At 68.4% G+C, this 17,568-nt stretch carries 14 protein-coding genes; 12 read left to right on the top strand and 2 right to left on the bottom strand.

Features of this window, described 5'->3' with window-relative positions; genetic code table 11:
* Positions 1-7 precede the first annotated feature (7 nt).
* Entirely contained in the window at positions 8-2,515 is a 2,508-nt protein-coding gene (locus tag IEX71_RS17795) for a glycosyltransferase (RefSeq protein ID WP_188838367.1), read from the bottom strand.
* Between the two features lie 394 nt (positions 2,516-2,909).
* Here IEX71_RS17795 and manA point away from each other — a divergent pair, with 394 nt between their 5' ends.
* The 7 genes from manA to fabF all read left to right on the top strand — a co-directional run bounded on the left by manA (position 2,910) and on the right by fabF (position 10,960).
* Positions 2,910-4,124 (top strand): mannose-6-phosphate isomerase, class I, encoded by a 1,215-nt coding sequence (manA, locus tag IEX71_RS17790; protein WP_188838366.1) that lies wholly within the window; start codon positions 2,910-2,912, stop codon positions 4,122-4,124.
* Entirely contained in the window at positions 4,121-5,560 is a 1,440-nt protein-coding gene (locus IEX71_RS17785) for a phosphomannomutase/phosphoglucomutase (protein WP_188838365.1), read from the top strand. The genes manA and IEX71_RS17785 overlap by 4 nt, the downstream gene beginning before the upstream one ends.
* Before the next feature lie 107 nt (positions 5,561-5,667).
* On the top strand, positions 5,668-6,795 hold the full coding sequence (locus IEX71_RS17780) for a PucR family transcriptional regulator (RefSeq protein ID WP_188838364.1): 1,128 nt from the start codon (positions 5,668-5,670) through the stop codon (positions 6,793-6,795).
* 112 nt (positions 6,796-6,907) lie between these two features.
* Positions 6,908-7,834 carry an ACP S-malonyltransferase gene (locus tag IEX71_RS17775; RefSeq protein ID WP_188838363.1) on the top strand — a complete coding sequence of 309 codons (927 nt, stop codon included), beginning with the start codon at positions 6,908-6,910 and terminating at the stop codon, positions 7,832-7,834.
* Between the two features lie 54 nt (positions 7,835-7,888).
* The gene (locus IEX71_RS17770; RefSeq protein WP_188838362.1) at positions 7,889-8,968 is read left to right on the top strand and encodes a beta-ketoacyl-ACP synthase III; all 1,080 of its coding nucleotides are present in this window, start codon (positions 7,889-7,891) and stop codon (positions 8,966-8,968) included.
* Between the two features lie 113 nt (positions 8,969-9,081).
* Positions 9,082-9,330, top strand: a complete 249-nt coding sequence (locus IEX71_RS17765; protein ID WP_188838361.1) for an acyl carrier protein — start codon at positions 9,082-9,084, stop codon at positions 9,328-9,330.
* 385 nt (positions 9,331-9,715) lie between these two features.
* Positions 9,716-10,960 (top strand): beta-ketoacyl-ACP synthase II, encoded by a 1,245-nt coding sequence (gene fabF, locus IEX71_RS17760; protein ID WP_188838360.1) that lies wholly within the window; start codon positions 9,716-9,718, stop codon positions 10,958-10,960.
* 106 nt (positions 10,961-11,066) lie between these two features.
* On the opposite strand, the gene IEX71_RS17755 is transcribed toward fabF, so the two are convergent.
* Complete coding sequence (locus IEX71_RS17755) at positions 11,067-11,582, bottom strand: DUF3145 domain-containing protein (protein ID WP_188838359.1); 516 nt, start codon at positions 11,580-11,582, stop codon at positions 11,067-11,069.
* A gap of 324 nt (positions 11,583-11,906) precedes the next feature.
* Here IEX71_RS17755 and IEX71_RS17750 point away from each other — a divergent pair, with 324 nt between their 5' ends.
* The 5 genes from IEX71_RS17750 (at position 11,907) to IEX71_RS17730 (ending at position 17,534) form a co-directional block, all read left to right on the top strand.
* Positions 11,907-13,076, top strand: coding sequence for a sugar ABC transporter substrate-binding protein (locus IEX71_RS17750; protein ID WP_188838358.1), 1,170 nt, complete (start codon positions 11,907-11,909; stop codon positions 13,074-13,076).
* Positions 13,077-13,248: 172 nt separating this feature from the next.
* Entirely contained in the window at positions 13,249-14,034 is a 786-nt protein-coding gene (locus tag IEX71_RS17745) for an ATP-binding cassette domain-containing protein (protein ID WP_188838357.1), read from the top strand.
* Positions 14,031-15,398: a sugar ABC transporter permease gene (locus IEX71_RS17740; protein WP_188838356.1), complete on the top strand. Its 1,368-nt coding sequence runs from the start codon at positions 14,031-14,033 to the stop codon at positions 15,396-15,398. The genes IEX71_RS17745 and IEX71_RS17740 overlap by 4 nt, the downstream gene beginning before the upstream one ends.
* A gap of 45 nt (positions 15,399-15,443) precedes the next feature.
* Positions 15,444-16,667: an ROK family transcriptional regulator gene (locus IEX71_RS17735; RefSeq protein ID WP_505674077.1), complete on the top strand. Its 1,224-nt coding sequence runs from the start codon at positions 15,444-15,446 to the stop codon at positions 16,665-16,667.
* Positions 16,668-16,700: 33 nt separating this feature from the next.
* Positions 16,701-17,534 (top strand): hypothetical protein, encoded by an 834-nt coding sequence (locus tag IEX71_RS17730; RefSeq protein WP_188838354.1) that lies wholly within the window; start codon positions 16,701-16,703, stop codon positions 17,532-17,534.
* The last annotated feature ends 34 nt before the right edge of the window (positions 17,535-17,568 follow it).

Raw genomic sequence — 17,568 nt, 5'->3', positions numbered from 1 at the left:
CCTGCTCTCAGCAGTCCGTCAGGGCCGGTATCCGGTCGGCCCAGTCGAAGTCCGAGCTGACCAGCCGTCGAGCCCGCACCCGTCGCATCGCCTGCGTGAGGATGCGGCGCTCCGTGGCGCGCAATTGCTCGTAGTCGGCGCCGTCGATGACCAGTGCCGGTGCGAAGTACCGGAACGGCGGGAACTGATAGGCGTCGTCGGTGTTGTCGATCAACTCGTCGATGAGGGCCTCGGCACCGATCGATTCGAGACCGGCCCGGCCGCGCTCGATGATGAACAGTTCAGCGACCGTGACGGCCGCCTGCTGCCGGCACGGCACCAGCCGCTCCACGCCGTATTTCGGTGGTGGCACAACCAATTGGGTCAGCGCGTTCAGGCACATGATCGGGACGTTCCATTCGCCCATCCGGCAGCCGATGCCTCGTCCCTGCTTGGAGTGCAACCGGCTCTGCAGCCGCAGGCGTCGCCACTCGGCACGGGTCAGGTCGCCTGCCTCGACGGCTCGCAGCGTGTGCTGGCTGATCGTCATCGGCTTTGGAAAGCTCCAGGCGGTCCCGTCGGCGCTGAGGATGGTCATGTCGTCGGACAGGAAGCCACCGCCCCTCTCGCGCAGCAACCGCAGCACGGTGCCGGTCTTGCCGGTGTCGGTGCGCGCCGACAGCATCACGCCCTGCCCGTCCAGGTCCAGGCAGGCCGAGTGCAACAGGACCCGGCCCCGCGCCACCAGCACGAACCGCAGCAACGCTTCGACCACGTTGGTGTACAACACGTGGGGCGACGCGACCAGCATCGGTCCGACGGTGACGTTGATGCGTGGCGACATCTCGATCATGAAGTCCGTGCCGAGGCGTGCCGTGTGCTCCTCGTAGGAGACCGCCGGAGCCGCGTATTGCGTGACTCTCGCCCGGGACCGCACGTGTGGACGCTTCAGGAACCCACCCCTGATTTCTATGTCGAACGGGCCGGTGGCGTCCGGAGTGGCGAAGCAGTCCAGCTCGGACAGCCGGCTGACCGAGCCGACCGTGACCAGACCGTGTATGTCGTAACGCCACCGCAGCCTCCCCTGGGTGACGCGCACCGGCGGCGGACCGGCGGGCCGCAGGTCCACGACCAGATCGGTCGGGCCGTTGCGCACCGCGGCCGATGGCATCGGGTCGGCGTCCGCGACCCGGTCGACGCCAGGTCGCTGAGGTGAGGTGGAGATCGGGCTCTCATGGGTGCGGTTGATGGTGGACATCGTTCTCCCAGTAGCAAATAGGAACAGATCGGAGATGAGGTACCGGACGGCGAACGCGGCCAGCAGGGTCACTGCGTTCGCGGTCAGGTAGTGGAGGCCCGCATGGAAGGAGAGCCACGACAGCAGTGGCAGGCGCAACAGCAGGACGGCATTGTTGATCAGCGCGAAACCGCCCAGACGTAGCCAGAACGGTCGGGACTTGGGACCGCGGAAGACGAGGGTGTCGGTCAGGACGAAGTTCCACGCGGTCGAAAGCTGCGTGGCCGTCACCGCCGCGAGCAACAGTGGTGCTCCGACGATGGTGACCACGGCCCACAACGCGATGGTGTTGACCGCGATCCCGGTGGCGCCGACCGCGGCGAAGCCGCTCAACGCGGCAACCTTCCCGCCATACCGACCCAGACAGCCGGCAACACGCAGACTCATGAGACGACGCGCGAACAGCACGCCCTCGCGCCACGTTGCCTTCGACTGCCCGCTGGTTCGTGACCCGAAGGTGAAGGGCACTTCGGCGATCCGCATCCGGGGAGATCGGGCGATGATCTCCAGCAGGACCTTGAAGCCGCGCGGCTGCAGCCGGTCCAGGTCAAGCGACGCCAGGCGCACCGCGAAGAACCCGCTCATCGGGTCGGTGCACGCGGACATCCGCCGTGGGAAGGCGAGCCTGGTGAGTCGGGTCGCGCCCGCCGACACCGCGACCCGGGCCGCGTCGGCCAATCCGACGGTGCTGCCGCCGTCGAGGTACCGGCTGGCGACCACCAGTTCGGCATCCGCGGCGACGCCGGCACGGACCAGATCCGCTACGACCTCCGGTGGATGTTGCAGGTCGCCGTCCATGACCACCGCCCAGGTGGCGCCCGCTTCGACCGCCGCGGCCAGCCCTGCGGCCACCGCCGAGCCGAGTCCTCCGGCGCGCTCGCCGGGACCGCGACGGATCAGACGAACCGGCATCGTTGCGGTGGCGACGATCTGACGGATCTGCTCGGGAGTGTCGTCCGCGCTGTCGTCGACGAAGACGACCTGCGCGGTCAGATGGGCCAGTCCGCTGCTCAATCGATCGACCAGCGGTGCGACGTTGGCGCTCTCGTTGCGGGTCGGAACTATCACGCACACGTCCGGCACCGTTGGCACATGGAGTTGATGCGGTGGGATTTCCGAGCGGCCGATGGAGCTGACCGAAGCGACGTCCCCGGGGCCGCCACTCGCCGGCCGCTCATTGACCGTCGTAGCGGCCAGGTAGGGCCAGGCCTCACGACCGTCTTCGGACCGATAGTTCATGTCCCCCTCCTCCAGGTGCAACTTGACGCCGATGTCGCACAAGTGAGCCACCAGGCACCTGATCGACGCGTGGCCACGGCATGGGCGCAGCCGTGACCGCTCGGTGCCGATGCCGTTTCGTTACTTCGTCGTTCGTCACCGGATCCGGGCCGCGGAGTGGCCTGCCCCGCTGCGGCCTGACGAGTGATGCGGTCGAGTCACCGCGGAACGGCGCGTATTCGTCGTCTCGGGATGCTTTCCGACGTCTTCACGCAACTGTCACCGGCGAGTCACGCCGCGTACACGGAAACGTCGGGCGCCGGCCATGGGAACAGCGTGAGGACGCGGGCAAGCTGTCGCCGCACGAGACCAGACGCTCGGGCGTGCTCGAAGCCGCCGGGAAGGAGACCGCGCCATGTATCGGCTGGCACCGCAGGTCCGCAACTATCCCTGGGGGTCGCACACCGTGCTCGCACGCCTGACCGGCCGCCCCCATCCCACTCAGCAGCCGGAAGCCGAGCTGTGGATCGGGGCGCACCCGATCGCGTCGGCGACGCTGCTGCTTCCGGGCGTCTCGGCCACCCGGACGTTGGACGGTGTGATCCGGTCCGATCCCGTCGCGGCGATGGGTCCGGCATGCGCATCCCGGTTCGGGCCGCGTTTGCCGTTCCTCCTGAAGGTCCTGGCCGTCGAGGCCCCCTTGTCGATCCAATGCCACCCGAGCACCACACAGGTCCAGAGCGCGCCTTCAACGACCTACCCGGATCTGTGGGGCAAACCGGAGGCCGTGCTCGCGTTGACCCGCTTCGAGGTGTGTGCGGGGCTGCGCCCCTTCCCGCAATTACAGGAGCGGCTGACCTCGCTCCGGATCCCCTTGCTGACGAGCCTGACCCGGCAATCGGCCACCGACCCGGATCCGATGCGGGCACTGCTGGGTCGGCTGTTGCGGCTACCGGACGCGGTGGGCCGGCAGCTGAGTGCCGACACCGTGACCTCCTTGCGCCACGAAGGCAACGACCCGGCAGTGCTTGCCGTGCAGCGGGCGGCACGGCAGCACCCGGACGACATCGGTCTGGTCGTCCTGCTGATGATGCGCTACCGGGTGCTCACTCCTGGGACGTTGATGTATCTCTCGCCAGGTGTCCTGCACGCTTACCTGTCCGGGACCGCCGTCGAGATACAGGCCAACAGCGACAACGTGGTCCGTGCCGGACTGACCGGCAAGCCGACGAATGTCGCCGAGCTGCTGCGCATCGTGGACACCGCACGGCAACCGACGGCACCGGCCCCGATCTGCAGCGGGCGCACCCGGACCTGGCCGGTCCGGTGGCAGACGCATTTCGCGCTGCATCACGTCGGCGGCGGCGCCACCGGTGTGATGCTCCCCGGGCAAGGAACCCCACGGATCGCACTCGCTCTCGGGGCACCCGTCCGGTTGTCCGGTAGCGACCAGAAGCTGCAACTTGCTCCGGGCCAATGCTGCTTCCTGCCGGCTACCGAATCTCCGGTCACCGTCGTCGGTCCGGGCGAGGTCTACCTCGCCCGGCCCGGCGTCATCAAGGGTCGGGCCGCGGCTCGACCGAACACCGTGGTGGGTGCACGACTGAGCGCGACCGGGGCGCGGTCATGAGCGGGCAGCTGGCCGACCTTGTCAAGGCGTACGACGTGCGAGGCATCGTTGGAGAGCAACTGAACGCCGACACCACGTATGCGCTGGGCTCGGCCTTCGCGCAGGTGGTCGCGGTGCCAGAACGCGCGCACCGGGTCGTCGTCGGCCACGACATGCGCCCGAGTTCGCCGGCCCTCGCGGACGGTTTCGCGACCGGCGTCACGGCGCACGGAGTCGTCGTCGACCTGATCGGGCTGTGCTCGACCGACGAGCTCTACTACGCCAGCGGGGCCCTGAACGCTCCCGGGGCGATGTTCACCGCCAGCCACAACCCCGCCGATTACAACGGCATCAAGGTATGCCGAGCAGGCGCCCGTCCCGTCAGCATCGACACCGGCCTCGACCAGATCCGCGTACTCGCCGAGGCCGAACTGGACCACGAGCCCACGCAGCGCACGCCCACCGCCCCCATCGAGCTCGTCGACCTGCTCTGCGAGTACGCGGCCTTCCTGCGTCGCCTCGTCGAACTCACCCGGATCCGACCGCTGACCGTCGTGGTCGATGCCGGGAACGGGATGAGCGGCCTGACCGCCCCGGCCGTGTTCGGCGACATCGCCGGTCTGCCCGCCCCGCGGCTGCGGATCGTTCCGCTGTACTTCGAACTCGACGGGACCTTCCCCAACCACCCGGCGAACCCGTTGGACCCGGCCAATCTGCTCGACCTGCAGGCCGCAGTGGTACACGAACACGCCGACCTCGGGTTGGCGTTCGACGGCGACGCGGACCGGTGTTTCGTCATCGACGAGCGAGGCGTTCCGGTGTCCCCCTCGGCGATCACCGCGCTGATCGCCGCCCGGCAGATCGCCCAGGAGACCGGGTCCGGAACCCCTGCCGACGAGGTGCATGTGGTGCACAACCTGATCTGTTCGCGCGCTGTACCCGACCTGATCGACCACCTCGGCGCCCACCCGATCCGCACTCGGGTCGGCCATTCGTTCATCAAGGCGGAGATGGCTCGGAATAACGCGGTCTTCGGCGGGGAGCACTCCGGGCACTACTACTTCCGCGACTTCTGGTTCGCCGACACCGGGATGCTCGCGGCGCTGCATGTGATCGCCGCTCTCGGCGGCCAACCCGATCCGCTGTCGCGTCTGGTGGAGCAGTACTCGCCGTACGCCGCGTCCGGTGAGATCAACTCGCGGGTGAGCGACGCCGACGAAGTCACGCAGCGCATCCGGTCCTGGGCGAGCCGCATCCCCCATGTCAGCCAGGACAGCCTCGACGGGCTGACCGTGTGCCACGACGGCGCGTCGATGTGGTGGCTGAACGTCCGCTCCAGCAACACCGAACCGTTGCTGCGGCTCAATGTCGAAGCCGCTGATCAACGCACGATGTTCCGCGTGCGGGACGCCGTCCTCGCGCTCATCCGGGAAGCCGCGCCCGTCCGCTGCGGATGAGCCGTCTCCCGCTGTACGGGCCAGTAGCATCCGGCAGCGGAGCACACTGTGGCGTCATAGCGACGGCGGTGAGACGCACTGTGACGTCATACAAATACGCTGTGGGTATGGCGACCACGACCGCCCGCCGGCTCGAGCGCAGCGCGGACCAGTTGTCCACCGCGGCGATCGCCCGGTTGGAGAGCAGCTACGAGTGGTACCGCCGGCTGCCCGCCGACGAACGCTCATGGGTCGGGCTGGTCGCCCAGGCCGGCATCAACGCCTTCATCACCTGGTACCGCGATCCGCAGGCCAGTCCCCCGATGCCGATCGATGTCTTCGCGACCGCTCCGCGTGAGCTGACCCGCTCGATCGCGCTCCAGCAGACGCTGCAGATGGTCCGCACCGCGATCGACGTCGTCGAGGAGCGTGTGCCGCAACTCGCGGCGGCCGGCGACGAGCACCAGCTGCGCGAGGCAGTGCTGACCTACTCGCGCGAGATCGCGTTCGCCGCAGCGCATGTCTATGCGCAGGCCGCCGAGTCACGCGGTGCCTGGGACGCCCGCCTCGAGGCGCTGGTGGTCGACGCCGTGATGCGGGCCGAGGCCGACGAAGCGCTTCGTTCACGGGTGGCCGCGCTCGGCTGGGACGAGGTCCGCGGGGTCATCGTGATCGCCGGCGCCGCACCGCCCGGGCCGGGCACCGGCACGCTGGACACGTTGCGCCGCAACGCGATCCACGAGGGCCTGGTCGCGCTCGGGTCGGTCCAGCGCAACCTGCTGATCGCCATCCTCGGCGGCGTCGACGACGGGCTCGCGGTCGCTGCCCGCTTCCAACACCTGTGGGGCGAGGGCGCCGTCGTCGTCGGCCCCCAGGTCCCCCATCTGTATGCCGCAGGCCGCAGCGCCCGCGCAGCAATGTCGGGCGTCGCCTCCGCGCCGGCGTGGCCGCAGGCGCCCCGTCCGTGCCCGGCCAGCGAGCTGCTCCCGGAACGAGCGCTGACCGGTGACACGCGCGCCCGGCGTGCCTTGGTGGACAAGGTGACCCGCCCCCTGCGGGAGCGGTCCGCGCTGCGCGACACGGTGGCCGCCTACCTCGACGAGGGCAGCCTGGAGTCGACCGCGCGGGTGCTGTTCGTGCACCCCAACACGGTGCGCTACCGCCTGGGGCGGATCGCCGAACTGACCGGCTTCGACCTGACCGATCAGCGGGACGCCTTCACCGTGCGGCTCGCCCTCGCGCTGTCCCGGATCTGAACCAGCTGTCAGAGCCAGACACCACTATTTGTAGGTTCTCTCCAAAACCTGGGTAACAGCTTCGTCGGAATCGGTGACGACATTCCGTCGCCGGATCCGCCAGAGTGGACCTGTGCTAGCGATCGTCTGCCCTGGACAGGGCTCGCAGACCCCCGGCTTCCTGGAGCCCTGGACGGAGGTCCCCGGGTTCACCGACCACCTGCGGACCCTCTCGCAGGTCGCCGACACGGACCTGGTCGCCCACGGCACCACGTCCGACGCGGAGACCATCAAGGACACCGCAGTCGCCCAGCCGCTCATCGTGGCCGCCGGACTCGCCACCCTGCGCGTGCTGCTGGACGGGGCGCCCGTGGCGGACCGGGCCGGCGTGCTCGCCGGCCACTCGGTCGGTGAGATCACCGCCGCCGCTGCAGCCGGAGTCCTCAGCGAGGCCGACGCGATGCGCTTCGTCCGCGAACGCGGGCTCGGTATGGCGCGCGCCGCCGCAGCAACCCCGACCGGCATGGCCGCAGTGCTCGGTGGTGCCGAGGAGGACGTGGTGGCCGCGCTGGAGACGCACGGCTTGACCCCGGCCAACCGCAACGGCGCCGGCCAGATCGTCGCGGCCGGGACCCTGGAACAACTGGCCGCGCTGCAGGAGACACCGCCGGCGAAGGCTCGCGTCATACCGCTGCAGGTGGCGGGGGCGTTCCACACCGAGCACATGGCGCCGGCGGTCGAGGCACTGCGCGCCGAGGCGGGCCAGCTGACCACCCAGGACCCGACGGTGCGGCTGCTGTCCAACCGGGACGGCGCAGCCGTCACCGATGGCAAGGACTTCCTCGACCGGCTGGTGAGCCAGGTCGCCGGTCCGGTCCGTTGGGACACGACGATGCAGACCATGCTCGACCTCGGCGTCACCGGCCTGATCGAGGTGTGCCCCGCGGGCACCCTGGTCGGTCTGGCCAAACGCGGTATGCGCGGAGTGGCGACCGTGGCGCTGAAGACCCCCGACGACCTCGACAAGGCACGTGAACTGATCGGGGAGCACGCCGGCTGATCCACGAGCACGCCACCACTGACATCACCCGGCACGTCCCAAGGGAGCTGATCCATGACCGTCCAGCCGAAGCACACCGGCACCATCACCACGACGCCCGGCAATCGCCACTCGCGCATCCTCGGCGTCGGCGGCTACCGTCCCGAGCGCGTGGTCACCAATGAAGAGGTGTGCACCTGGATCGACTCCTCGGACCAATGGATCCAGGAGCGCTCCGGCATCAAGACGCGGCGCTTCGCCCGCGAGGACGAGTCCGTGGTCGACATGGCCGAGCAGGCGGCGCTGCCCGCCCTCGAGATGGCCGGCATCACCGCCGGGCAGGTCGACGCCATCGTGATGGCGACGATCAGCCACCCGTTCCAGACACCTGCCGCCGCACCGTTGCTCGCGACGCGCCTCGGCACCGGCAACGTGCCGGCGTTCGACATCTCGGCGGCCTGCGCGGGCTATTGCTACGCGATCTCGGTCGCGAGCGACATGGTGCGCGCCGGCAGCGCCGACAACGTCCTGGTCATCGGTGTCGAGAAGCTGTCGCAGTGGACCTATCGCCACGACCGCGGCACGTCGTTCATCCTGGCCGACGGCGCCGGAGCCGCAGTGGTCGGTCCCTCGGACGTCCCGCGCATCGGCCCGACCGTCTGGGGCTCGGAGGGCGACAAGTGGTCGACCATCCAGCAGCGCGTCGGCTGGGACGACATCCGCCGCATCTGGGAACACGTCGAAGCCACCGGCGAGGAGCCCGACTACAGCACGTTCGAGGTCGCCAACATCGCCGAGGCATCGACCATGCAGATGGCGGGCCAGTCTGTCTTCCGCTGGGCCGTCTGGGGTATGGCGCCGATCGCGCAAGAGGCCCTCGACAAGGCCGGCATCACCGCGGCCGACCTCGACGCGTTCATCCCGCATCAGGCCAACATGCGGATCATCGACGCAATGATCAAGCAGCTGAAACTGCCCGCGGACATCCCGGTCGCCCGCGACATCGCCGAAACCGGCAACACCTCCGCGGCCTCGATCCCGCTGGCCACCGAGCGCATGCTGCGTGAGGGCGAGGTGCCGCACGGTGGCCTGGCGCTCGAGATCGGTTTCGGGGCCGGCCTGGTGTATGCCGCGCAGGTCGTCGAACTGCCCTAGCGGTAACCCCAGCACGCACTAGAGTCGATCGAACACTTCCCGTGGCCCGGCGGGTAATCCAGGTCAGCCCGAAGGTGAAAACCACCATCAGCAACGTAATAAGGAGCAAAAACATGGCGCAGAGCGAGCAGGAGATCCTGCAGGGTCTTGCCGACATCGTCAACGAGGAGACCGGCGTCGAGGCATCCGAGGTGCAGCTGGACAAGTCGTTCACCGAGGACCTCGACATCGACTCGCTGTCCATGATGACGATCGTCGTCAACGCCGAGGAGAAGTTCGGCGTCCGCATCCCCGACGACGACGTCAAGAACCTCTCGACCGTCGGCGACGCCGTCAACTACATCCAGAAGGCGCAGGCCTGAACCTGGCCTCGTTCCTCGGCCGAGTTCAGCCCTGACTGTGTCCCTGGGCCTTCGGCCGTGTCCTGAACCTGGACTTGTTCCTCGGCCGAGTTCAGCCCTGACTGTGTCCCTGGGCCTTCGGCCGTGTCCTGAACCTGGACTTGTTCCTCGGCCGAGCTCAGCCCTGACTGTGTCCTTGGGCCTTCGGCCGTGTCCTGAACCTGGACTTGTTCCTCGGCCGAGTTCAGCCCTGACTGTGTCCTTGGGCCTTCGGCCGTGTCCTGAACCTTCGAGAGCCAGGCGTCGTTCCTCGGTCCAGCGGTGACCCGATGACTGATCTCATCGGGTCACCGCGGCACCCGGAACCCGCCATACCTTCTCCACCTCGTCAAGGAGCCTGAAGTACATGAGCGCACACAAGCGCGTCGTCATCACCGGCCTCGGCGCCACCACGCCGGTCGGCGGCACGGCCCCGGAGACCTGGGACGCCCTGCTGGCCGGCGAGTCCGGCGCCCGACCCCTCCCGCCGGAGTGGCTGGAACGTTACGAATTGCCCGTCACCTTCGCCGCGAGCCTGAAGCAGGACCCGAGCGAGGTGCTCCCGAAGGTCGAGATCCGCCGGGCCGACCCGTTCGCCCAGTACGCCATGATCGCCTCGCGCGAGGCATGGAAGGACGCCGGCGAGCCGGACGTCGAGCCCGAGCGCCTCCTCGCCGCGATCGGCACCGGGATCGGCGGCGTGCACACGTTGCTGGCCCAGTACGACGTCCTGAAGGAGAAGGGCCCCCGCCGCGTCTACCCGCTGACGGTGCCGATGCTGATGCCCAACGCGGCGTCCGGCAACGTCTCCCTGGAGTTCAAGGCCCGCGCCGGTGCGCACACCGCCGTCTCGGCATGCGCCTCGGGTGCGGAGTCGATGGGGATGGCCGCCAACATGATCCGCGAGGGCCGCGCCGACGTGGCGATCGCAGGCGGCACCGAGGCAGCCATCCACCCGCTGCCGATCGCCGGTTTCGCGGCCGCACACGCCCTGTCCCGACGCAACGACGACCCGACGGGCGCCTCGCGACCGTGGGCCGTCGACCGCGACGGCTTCCTGCTGGGCGAGGGCGCCGGGGTCGTGATCCTGGAGTCCTACGAGCACGCGACGGCACGCGGCGCGAAGATCTACGCCGAGTTCGCGGGCCTCGGTATGTCGGCCGACGCCTACCACATCACTGCCGGTGACCCGGAGGGCGCGAGCCAGGCCCGGGCGATGAACGAAGCGATCGCGGAGGCCGGACTCCAGCCGTCCGACATCTCGCACGTCAACGCCCACGCGACCTCGACGCCGATCGGGGACGCAGCCGAGATCGTGTCTCTCAAGCGCGCTTTCGGCGACCACGTCGAGAACGTCGCGCTCACCGGCACCAAGTCGATGACGGGCCACCTGCTCGGCGCTGCCGGCGCGATCGAGGCCGTCATCCTGGCGCAGACGGTGCACCAGCGGATGATCCCGCGCACCATCAACGTGCAGCAGGTCGACCCGGAGATCGACCTCGACCTGGTCATCGACGACAACCGCGCGCTCCCCGAGGGCGATGTCGCGGCGATGAGCAACGCCTTCGGTTTCGGCGGTCACAACATCGCGATCGTGCTCAAGTCGGTCTGATCGAGCGACATACCAACGCATTGAGCGGCGTACGCGACCGGGCTGGTCGGGTACGCCGCTCAACCAGTTCCCCTGTCGTTCGATCAGGGGTTCCGGGAATGTCAGGTCAGGAGACCCGGTGCAACCAGCGCACCGGCGCACCCTCTCCGGCGTAGCGGAACGGCTCAAGCTCCTGGTCCCAGGCAGTGCCAAGCAACTCGGCCATCTCCTCCCGGAACAGCTCCGGGTCACCCTTGCTGGCAGCGAGCGCGGCGCGCAGCCGGTCCTCGGCGACGACCGCGTCCCCCGACGCAGCGGTCCAGGTGTGATGTATGCCGAGCGTCGGCGTGTGCGACCAGCGCGAGCCGTCGCACCCAGGACTGGGCTCTTCGGTGACTTCGTAGCGCACGTCGATCCAGCCGCGTAGCGCGCTCGCCAGTTTGGCGCCGGTGCCCGGCTCACCCATCCAGGACAGCTCGGTGCGCACCGTCCCCGAAGCGACGGGCTGTTTGATCCATTCGATGGGGGCGGCTGCGCCGAGCACACTTTCCAGCGCCCAGCCGATGTGCGGGCAGAGCGCAGCAGGGGTGGAGTGAACGAACACCACCCCACGGGTCACGGCACGCGCGTTAGCGGCAGACATCCGGGCCTCCTGACAATTTGCGAGGGACGTCTTCCCCAACGACCTCGCGCGCAGCGGTCCGGCACAGGTGCCGTGGATGTGCCATGTGTGGTTGTGAGCGTCATTCTGCCTCATCTGCCTCAAGAGCACCACTCACCCGCGCGTCGGGTTCCGGCAGCGCGATGTAACGGCTGAGTCACGATCCGAGAAGCACCCGGTTGAATCCGCAAAATGTGTCCCGCATCACCCGCCGATCGGATATGTTGCCGGGCACAACATATTCAGACCTCCAGCGGTTCGAGCTCGGACGAAACCGACTCTGCCCGTTGGCCGAAAGGTGGAACCATGCGCAAAGGTGCGCTCAGCACGGTGTGTGCAGCGGCAGGCATCATCGCTCTGGCCGGCTGCGGCAGTAGCAGCAGCGGCGGCTCTGGCGGCGGCAGCTCCGCCGGCGCCGGAGGTGCCTCTACCCCCGCCGCAGCAGCCAGCAGCGGCGGCGGCTCGTCCGCGGCATCCGGCGGCAAGATCGACGGCAAGGGTGCCAAGGTCGGCATCATCCTGCCGGACCGTCAGTCGTCCAACCGGTGGATCTCCTCCGACCCCGAGGCGCTGAAGGCGCGCTGCGAGGCCGACAATCTCAAGTGCGACATCCAGAACGCCAACAACTCGGCGCAGCAGATGACGACCATCGCGACCAAGATGATGAACGACGGCGTCAAGGTCCTCGCGCTGGTCAACCTCGACTCCGCCTCCGCGGCCCAGATCGAGAAGACTGCCAAGTCCAAGGGCATCTACACGATCGACTACGACCGTCTGACCCTGGGCGGATCCGCCAGCCTCTACGTCTCGTTCGACAACGTGAAGGTCGGCGAGCTGCAGGGCCAGACCCTGACCCAGTGCTCGCAGGTCAAGGGCAAGTCGGCGGTGCAGTATGTCGACCTCAACGGTTCTCAGACCGACAACAACGCCACCCTCTTCAAGCAGGGCTACGACTCAGTGCTGAAGAAGCAGACGGGCTGGAAGAAGCTGTCCGACCAGTCGGTCCCCGACTGGGACAACCAGAAGGCCGGCATCATCTTCACCTCGATGCTGCAGAAGAGCCCGAAGCTCAACGCCGTCATGGTCGCCAACGACGGTATGGCGGGATCGGTCGTCACCGCACTGAAGAAGCAGGGTCTGGACGGCAAGGTGGCCGTCTCCGGGCAGGACGCCACCGTCGAGGGCCTGCAGCGGATCATGGACGGCACGCAGTGCTTCACGATCTACAAGCCGTCCAAGAAGGAAGCGTTCCCGGCCATCGACGCGGCGGCTCAGCTGGCCAACGGTCAGGCGCCGAAGACGGCCCAGAAGATCAAGGACACCAAGACGGGTCGGATGGTCCCGGCGATCCTGGCCACCCCGATCGCCATCACCAAGGCGAACGTCGCCGAGCCGATCAACGACGGCTACACGCCGAAGAAGACGACCTGCAAGGGCGCCTACGCGGCCAAGTGCACGGCCGCAGGCGTCAAGTAACACTCTCGATCCATCGCAACCGCAAGGGGTCGGACGGACCGTCGTCCGGCCGGCCCCTTGCCTGTGCAAGTGCGGCGCGGGCCAAGGGGCCCGGACAGTCGCTGCGCGCCTGACCAGCACCCTTTGCGCACACCCGTACCTGCCTCCTTTTGGATTCACTGCTAGGAGATTCATGTCAGACCAGCCGATCCTGCAACTGCGTGGGATCAACAAGAGTTTCGGCGCAGTCCACGTTTTGCATGACGTCGACTTCGCCGCGTACGCCGGAAAGGTGACCGCCCTCGTTGGCGACAACGGCGCCGGGAAGTCGACGCTCGTCAAGTGCATCGGTGGCACCTACACGATCGATTCGGGCACCTACGAGTTCCTGGGCAAGCCGGAGCACGTGTCCGCACCGCGTGACGCGTCCGCCCTTGGCGTCGAGATCGTCTACCAGGACCTCGCGCTCTGCGAGAACCTCGACGTCGTCCAGAACATGTTCCTCGGCCGTGAACGCATGCGCGGGATCGTGCTCGACGAGGAGTCGATGGAGATCGCAGCTGCCGACACGCTGAAGTCGTTGTCGGTGCGCACCCTGAAGTCGGTCCGCCAGCGGGTGTCGAGCCTGTCCGGTGGCCAGCGGCAGACGGTCGCGATCGCCAAGGCCGCGTTGTGGAAGTCGAAGGTCGTCATCCTCGACGAGCCGACCGCTGCCCTCGGTGTCGCCCAGACCGCCCAGGTGCTCGATCTCGTACGGCGGCTCGCCGACCAGGGCACCGCGGTGATCCTCATCTCGCACAACATGCTGGACGTGCTCCAGGTCGCCGACAAGATCTCGGTGCTCTACCTCGGACAGCTGGCCGCCACGGTCGACCGCGCCGACGTCAACCAGACCCAGGTCGTCGAACTCATCACCACCGGCCGCAGCGGAGACCTCGGTCTCCAGCCCGCCGCAGCCACGACAGGAGCGTCCTCATGACCCCGCACCTGACCAAGTCGGCGACGGGAGCCGAGGTCGACGCCGCCGTCGAGGAGACGGCCGAGGCCGCGACCACGGTGCCGACCGGCAAGAGCCTCAGTGGCTACCTGCACAACTACTGGCAGCGCATCCGGGGCGGAGACATGGGCTCCCTGCCCGCCGTCGCAGCGCTGGTCGTGCTGTTCCTCGTCTTCTCGATCGTCGAGGACGGGTTCCTGTCCAAGAGCAACTTCGCCAGCCTGATCACCCAGGCCGCTCCGGGCATCCTGCTCGCGATGGGCCTGGTATTCGTCCTGCTGCTCGCGGAGATCGACCTGTCCGCAGGCACCACTTCGGGAGTCAGCGGCGCAGTGGTCGCCGTACTCCTCATCCACAACTGGCCGTGGCCGCTCGCCGTCCTCGTCGCACTGCTCGTCGGTGCGCTGATCGGTCTGCTGATCGGCTGGATGCGCACCTTCCTGCGGGTGCCGTCGTTCGTCTCGACACTGGCGCTCTTCCTCGGCCTGCAGGGAGTCGTGCAGATCGTCGTCAACAGCGCCAACACCCAGGGCAACCTGTCGTTGCAGAGCGACGCCCTCGTCGCGCTGGAGAACAGCAACATGCCGCGCTGGGCCGGCTGGGCGATGGCGATCCTGGTCATCGTCGGCTACGCCGCGCAGAAGCTGATGGCGGTCAACGCCCGGCGTCGCAGGAACCTGCCGACCGAACCGGTCCTGGTCACTGCGGCGAAGGTGGGCGCCATCGCGGTGCTCGCGGTCGTCTTCACCGTCGTGCTCAACCTGAACCGCTCCCCCAACGCCGCGGGTGGCACCAAGATCGTGGAGAAGAACGGCCAGCTGGTGACCGAGAAGGTCGCCGGTGCCTACCTCGGTGGTGTGCCGTGGGTCGTTCCCGTGATCCTCGTGCTCGTCGTGGTCCTCGGGTTCGTGCTGAGCCGCACCCGCTACGGCCGGCACATCTACGCGGTCGGCGGCAGCGACGAGGCCGCTCGCCGCGCCGGCATCCGGGTGGACTCGGTCCGCATCTCGGTCTTCGTCATCTGCTCGGTGCTGGCCGGCGTCTCGGGCATCGTGCTCGCGTCGCAGACCGCGGTGAACGCCTCGCAGGGCGGCGGCAACACGTTGCTGCTCGCCGTCGGCGCGGCCGTGGTCGGTGGCACCAGCCTCTTCGGTGGCAAGGGCAAGATCACCGACGCCGTCGTCGGTGGCGCGGTCGTGGCCGTGATCATCAACGGTATGGCGGACCTGCTGCGCGGCGCGAACAACTCGGCCTGGCAATGGATCGTCACCGGCCTGGTGCTGTTGCTCGCCGCGACCGTGGACGCCGTGTCCCGGCGTCGTGCCGGCGCATCCGGACTCGGCTGAGCTGCTGATGCTGCTGCTGAACGCCGCCATTCGGCCGGTCTGCTGATGGCCACGGGCGCTTCATCTGTCTCGCGTCCCGAACAGATCCGCCGGCACAACCTGTCGGTGGTGTTGCGCCACGTCCATCTGCACGGAGCCGTGTCCCGGCCTGACCTGGCCCGCAGCACCGGGCTCAACCGGAGCACGATCGGCGCGCTGGTGGGTGACCTCGTCGACCTCGGCATGGTCACCCAGCGCACGCCGGAGCGTCACCGCGACGGGGCAGGGCGTCCGCCATACCTGGTGGTGCCCTGTTCCGACGCGGTGCACGTGATCGCGGTCGACATCGATGTCGCGCGAGTCCAGGTGGCGGCGGTCGGTCTGTCCGGCGCGGTCCTGGGCCGGGTCGAATGGCGTGCGTCCGGGCGCGACCGATCCGCGGTGAGTGTCGCGGACCGCGTCGCCGCGGCCAGCCGGGACCTCACCGCCGCAACCGGCGGGACCAGGGTCGGCATCGGGGTGAGCCTGCCGGCGATGATCGACAACCCCCGCGGCATCGCCGTCTACGCGCCCAACCTGCAGTGGAGCTACGAGCCGGTCGGCGACCTGCTGCGGGAGCGTCTCGGCGACCACGTGGTCGTCGGCAACGACGCCGACCTCGCTGCGCTGGCCGAACACCGGCGCGGAGTCGCCGTCGGTTACACCGACGTCGTCTACGTCCTCGGCCGCGTCGGTGTCGGTGGCGGGGTCATCATCGGCGGTGAGCTGCTGCGCGGCAGCCGTGGGTACGCCGGGGAGATCGGCCACATGTCCGTACAGGCGAACGGCCCGGTCTGTCATTGCGGCAACCGCGGCTGCCTCGAGGAGTATGTCGGCGAGGCGGCGATCCTGCGTGCCGCGGGTGCCGCGGGCATCGTGTCCCCCGAGATGGACACCCTCTTCGATCGCGCAGAGGCAGGCGACGAGGTCGCGACCGAGGTCGTCGCATCCATCGGCCAGTGGCTCGGTCGCGGACTGTCCAACATCTCACACGTGCTCAACCCGGCGGCGATCGTCGCCGGCGGACACCTGGCCGACGTCCTGCGGCTCGCCGAACCATCGTTGCGCATCGGCCTGCAGCGCGGCATGGTCACGATCGGTCGAGCGCCGATCACCTTGCTACAAGGGCAGATTCGCGAGGCGCCACTGGTCGGAGCAGCCGAGCTCGCCTATGAGCAACTGCTCGCCGCCCCCGACCTGGTGACCTCGTTCGTCCACAACGACGCTGCCGATCCGGCGCTGGGCGGTTAGCCTGGAAGGACAGTTCACGGGACGGGGAGAGCCATGGAGTGGATCCTGCACCTCTTTGCGGTAGGTGCTTTCATCACACTGTTGACCTGCGCCTTCGGGCGCGGGGTCGAAGCCCGACTACGGACAATGGCGTGCTCGGCGGCGATGGTCGCCCTGGCATTCACGCCGGCCGGTTGGGTCGTCAATGTCGGCATGGTGATCCTGATGTTCTCCAGCGTGGAGTTCCTCTTCCGCCCCTTCCACAAGGTGCGTGACGAGGTGCTCACCGCGTTCGGCTGCCTCGCCGCGGTGACCTTCGCGGGTGCGGTCACGGGCCACTTCCCCTGGGTGGTCTTCCCTCTCGGTTGCCTGATCGCCCTCTGGTACCTCACCGGCGGGCCGCAACGCAACCGGCGGCGTAAGGCTCGCGAGCTGCAACGCAACGCATTCCATCAGGCAGCGGCACGGGAGCACTCGATGCACAACTCAAGGTTCGAGCTGAACCGCTTGTTCAACGACCCGCGGCTGCCCGTTCCCATCCGGCACAACCTGCACAGGCTGCTGCGCCGTGCCGACGGTCTCTACGCCGAGCTGCGCTCCCACCAGGCCAGCGCCCGACTGATCTTCGAGGTCGAGCAGATCCACGAGGACTTCGCACCGACGGCCGTGCGCGGCTATCTCGCGCTGCCGCCGTCGGTCGCCAACACCCAGCCGCTGCAGGACGGCAAGACCGGCGCGATGCTCCTGGAGGAGCAGATCACGCTGATGCACGGTGCGCTGGACGACATCGCCGCGGAGGCACGCACCCACGGCGCGGAGGGCCTGCTGGCCAGCTACCGGTTCCTGCAGGACAAGTTCGGCGCGACCGACGACGAGCTGAAGCTCTGACCCGGTCAGGAATCGGCTTCCCCGGCGTCCTTGC

The organism is Flexivirga endophytica, assembly GCF_014640635.1.
GTDB classification, from domain to species: Bacteria; Actinomycetota; Actinomycetes; order Actinomycetales; family Dermatophilaceae; genus Flexivirga; species Flexivirga endophytica.
The sequence above is the reverse complement of the archived record's forward strand: the minus strand, read 5'-3'. Positions and strand labels throughout refer to the sequence as shown.

Coding starts and splice junctions, on each gene's coding strand:
- IEX71_RS17795 (WP_188838367.1), bottom strand. CDS start 2,515: ATGAACTATCGGTCCGAAGACGGTCGTGAGGCCTGGCCCTACCTGGCC.
- manA (WP_188838366.1), top strand. CDS start 2,910: ATGTATCGGCTGGCACCGCAGGTCCGCAACTATCCCTGGGGGTCGCAC.
- IEX71_RS17785 (WP_188838365.1), top strand. CDS start 4,121: ATGAGCGGGCAGCTGGCCGACCTTGTCAAGGCGTACGACGTGCGAGGC.
- IEX71_RS17780 (WP_188838364.1), top strand. CDS start 5,668: ATGGCGACCACGACCGCCCGCCGGCTCGAGCGCAGCGCGGACCAGTTG.
- IEX71_RS17770 (WP_188838362.1), top strand. CDS start 7,889: ATGACCGTCCAGCCGAAGCACACCGGCACCATCACCACGACGCCCGGC.
- IEX71_RS17765 (WP_188838361.1), top strand. CDS start 9,082: ATGGCGCAGAGCGAGCAGGAGATCCTGCAGGGTCTTGCCGACATCGTC.
- fabF (WP_188838360.1), top strand. CDS start 9,716: ATGAGCGCACACAAGCGCGTCGTCATCACCGGCCTCGGCGCCACCACG.
- IEX71_RS17755 (WP_188838359.1), bottom strand. CDS start 11,582: ATGTCTGCCGCTAACGCGCGTGCCGTGACCCGTGGGGTGGTGTTCGTT.
- IEX71_RS17750 (WP_188838358.1), top strand. CDS start 11,907: ATGCGCAAAGGTGCGCTCAGCACGGTGTGTGCAGCGGCAGGCATCATC.
- IEX71_RS17745 (WP_188838357.1), top strand. CDS start 13,249: ATGTCAGACCAGCCGATCCTGCAACTGCGTGGGATCAACAAGAGTTTC.
- IEX71_RS17740 (WP_188838356.1), top strand. CDS start 14,031: ATGACCCCGCACCTGACCAAGTCGGCGACGGGAGCCGAGGTCGACGCC.
- IEX71_RS17735 (WP_505674077.1), top strand. CDS start 15,444: ATGGCCACGGGCGCTTCATCTGTCTCGCGTCCCGAACAGATCCGCCGG.
- IEX71_RS17730 (WP_188838354.1), top strand. CDS start 16,701: ATGGAGTGGATCCTGCACCTCTTTGCGGTAGGTGCTTTCATCACACTG.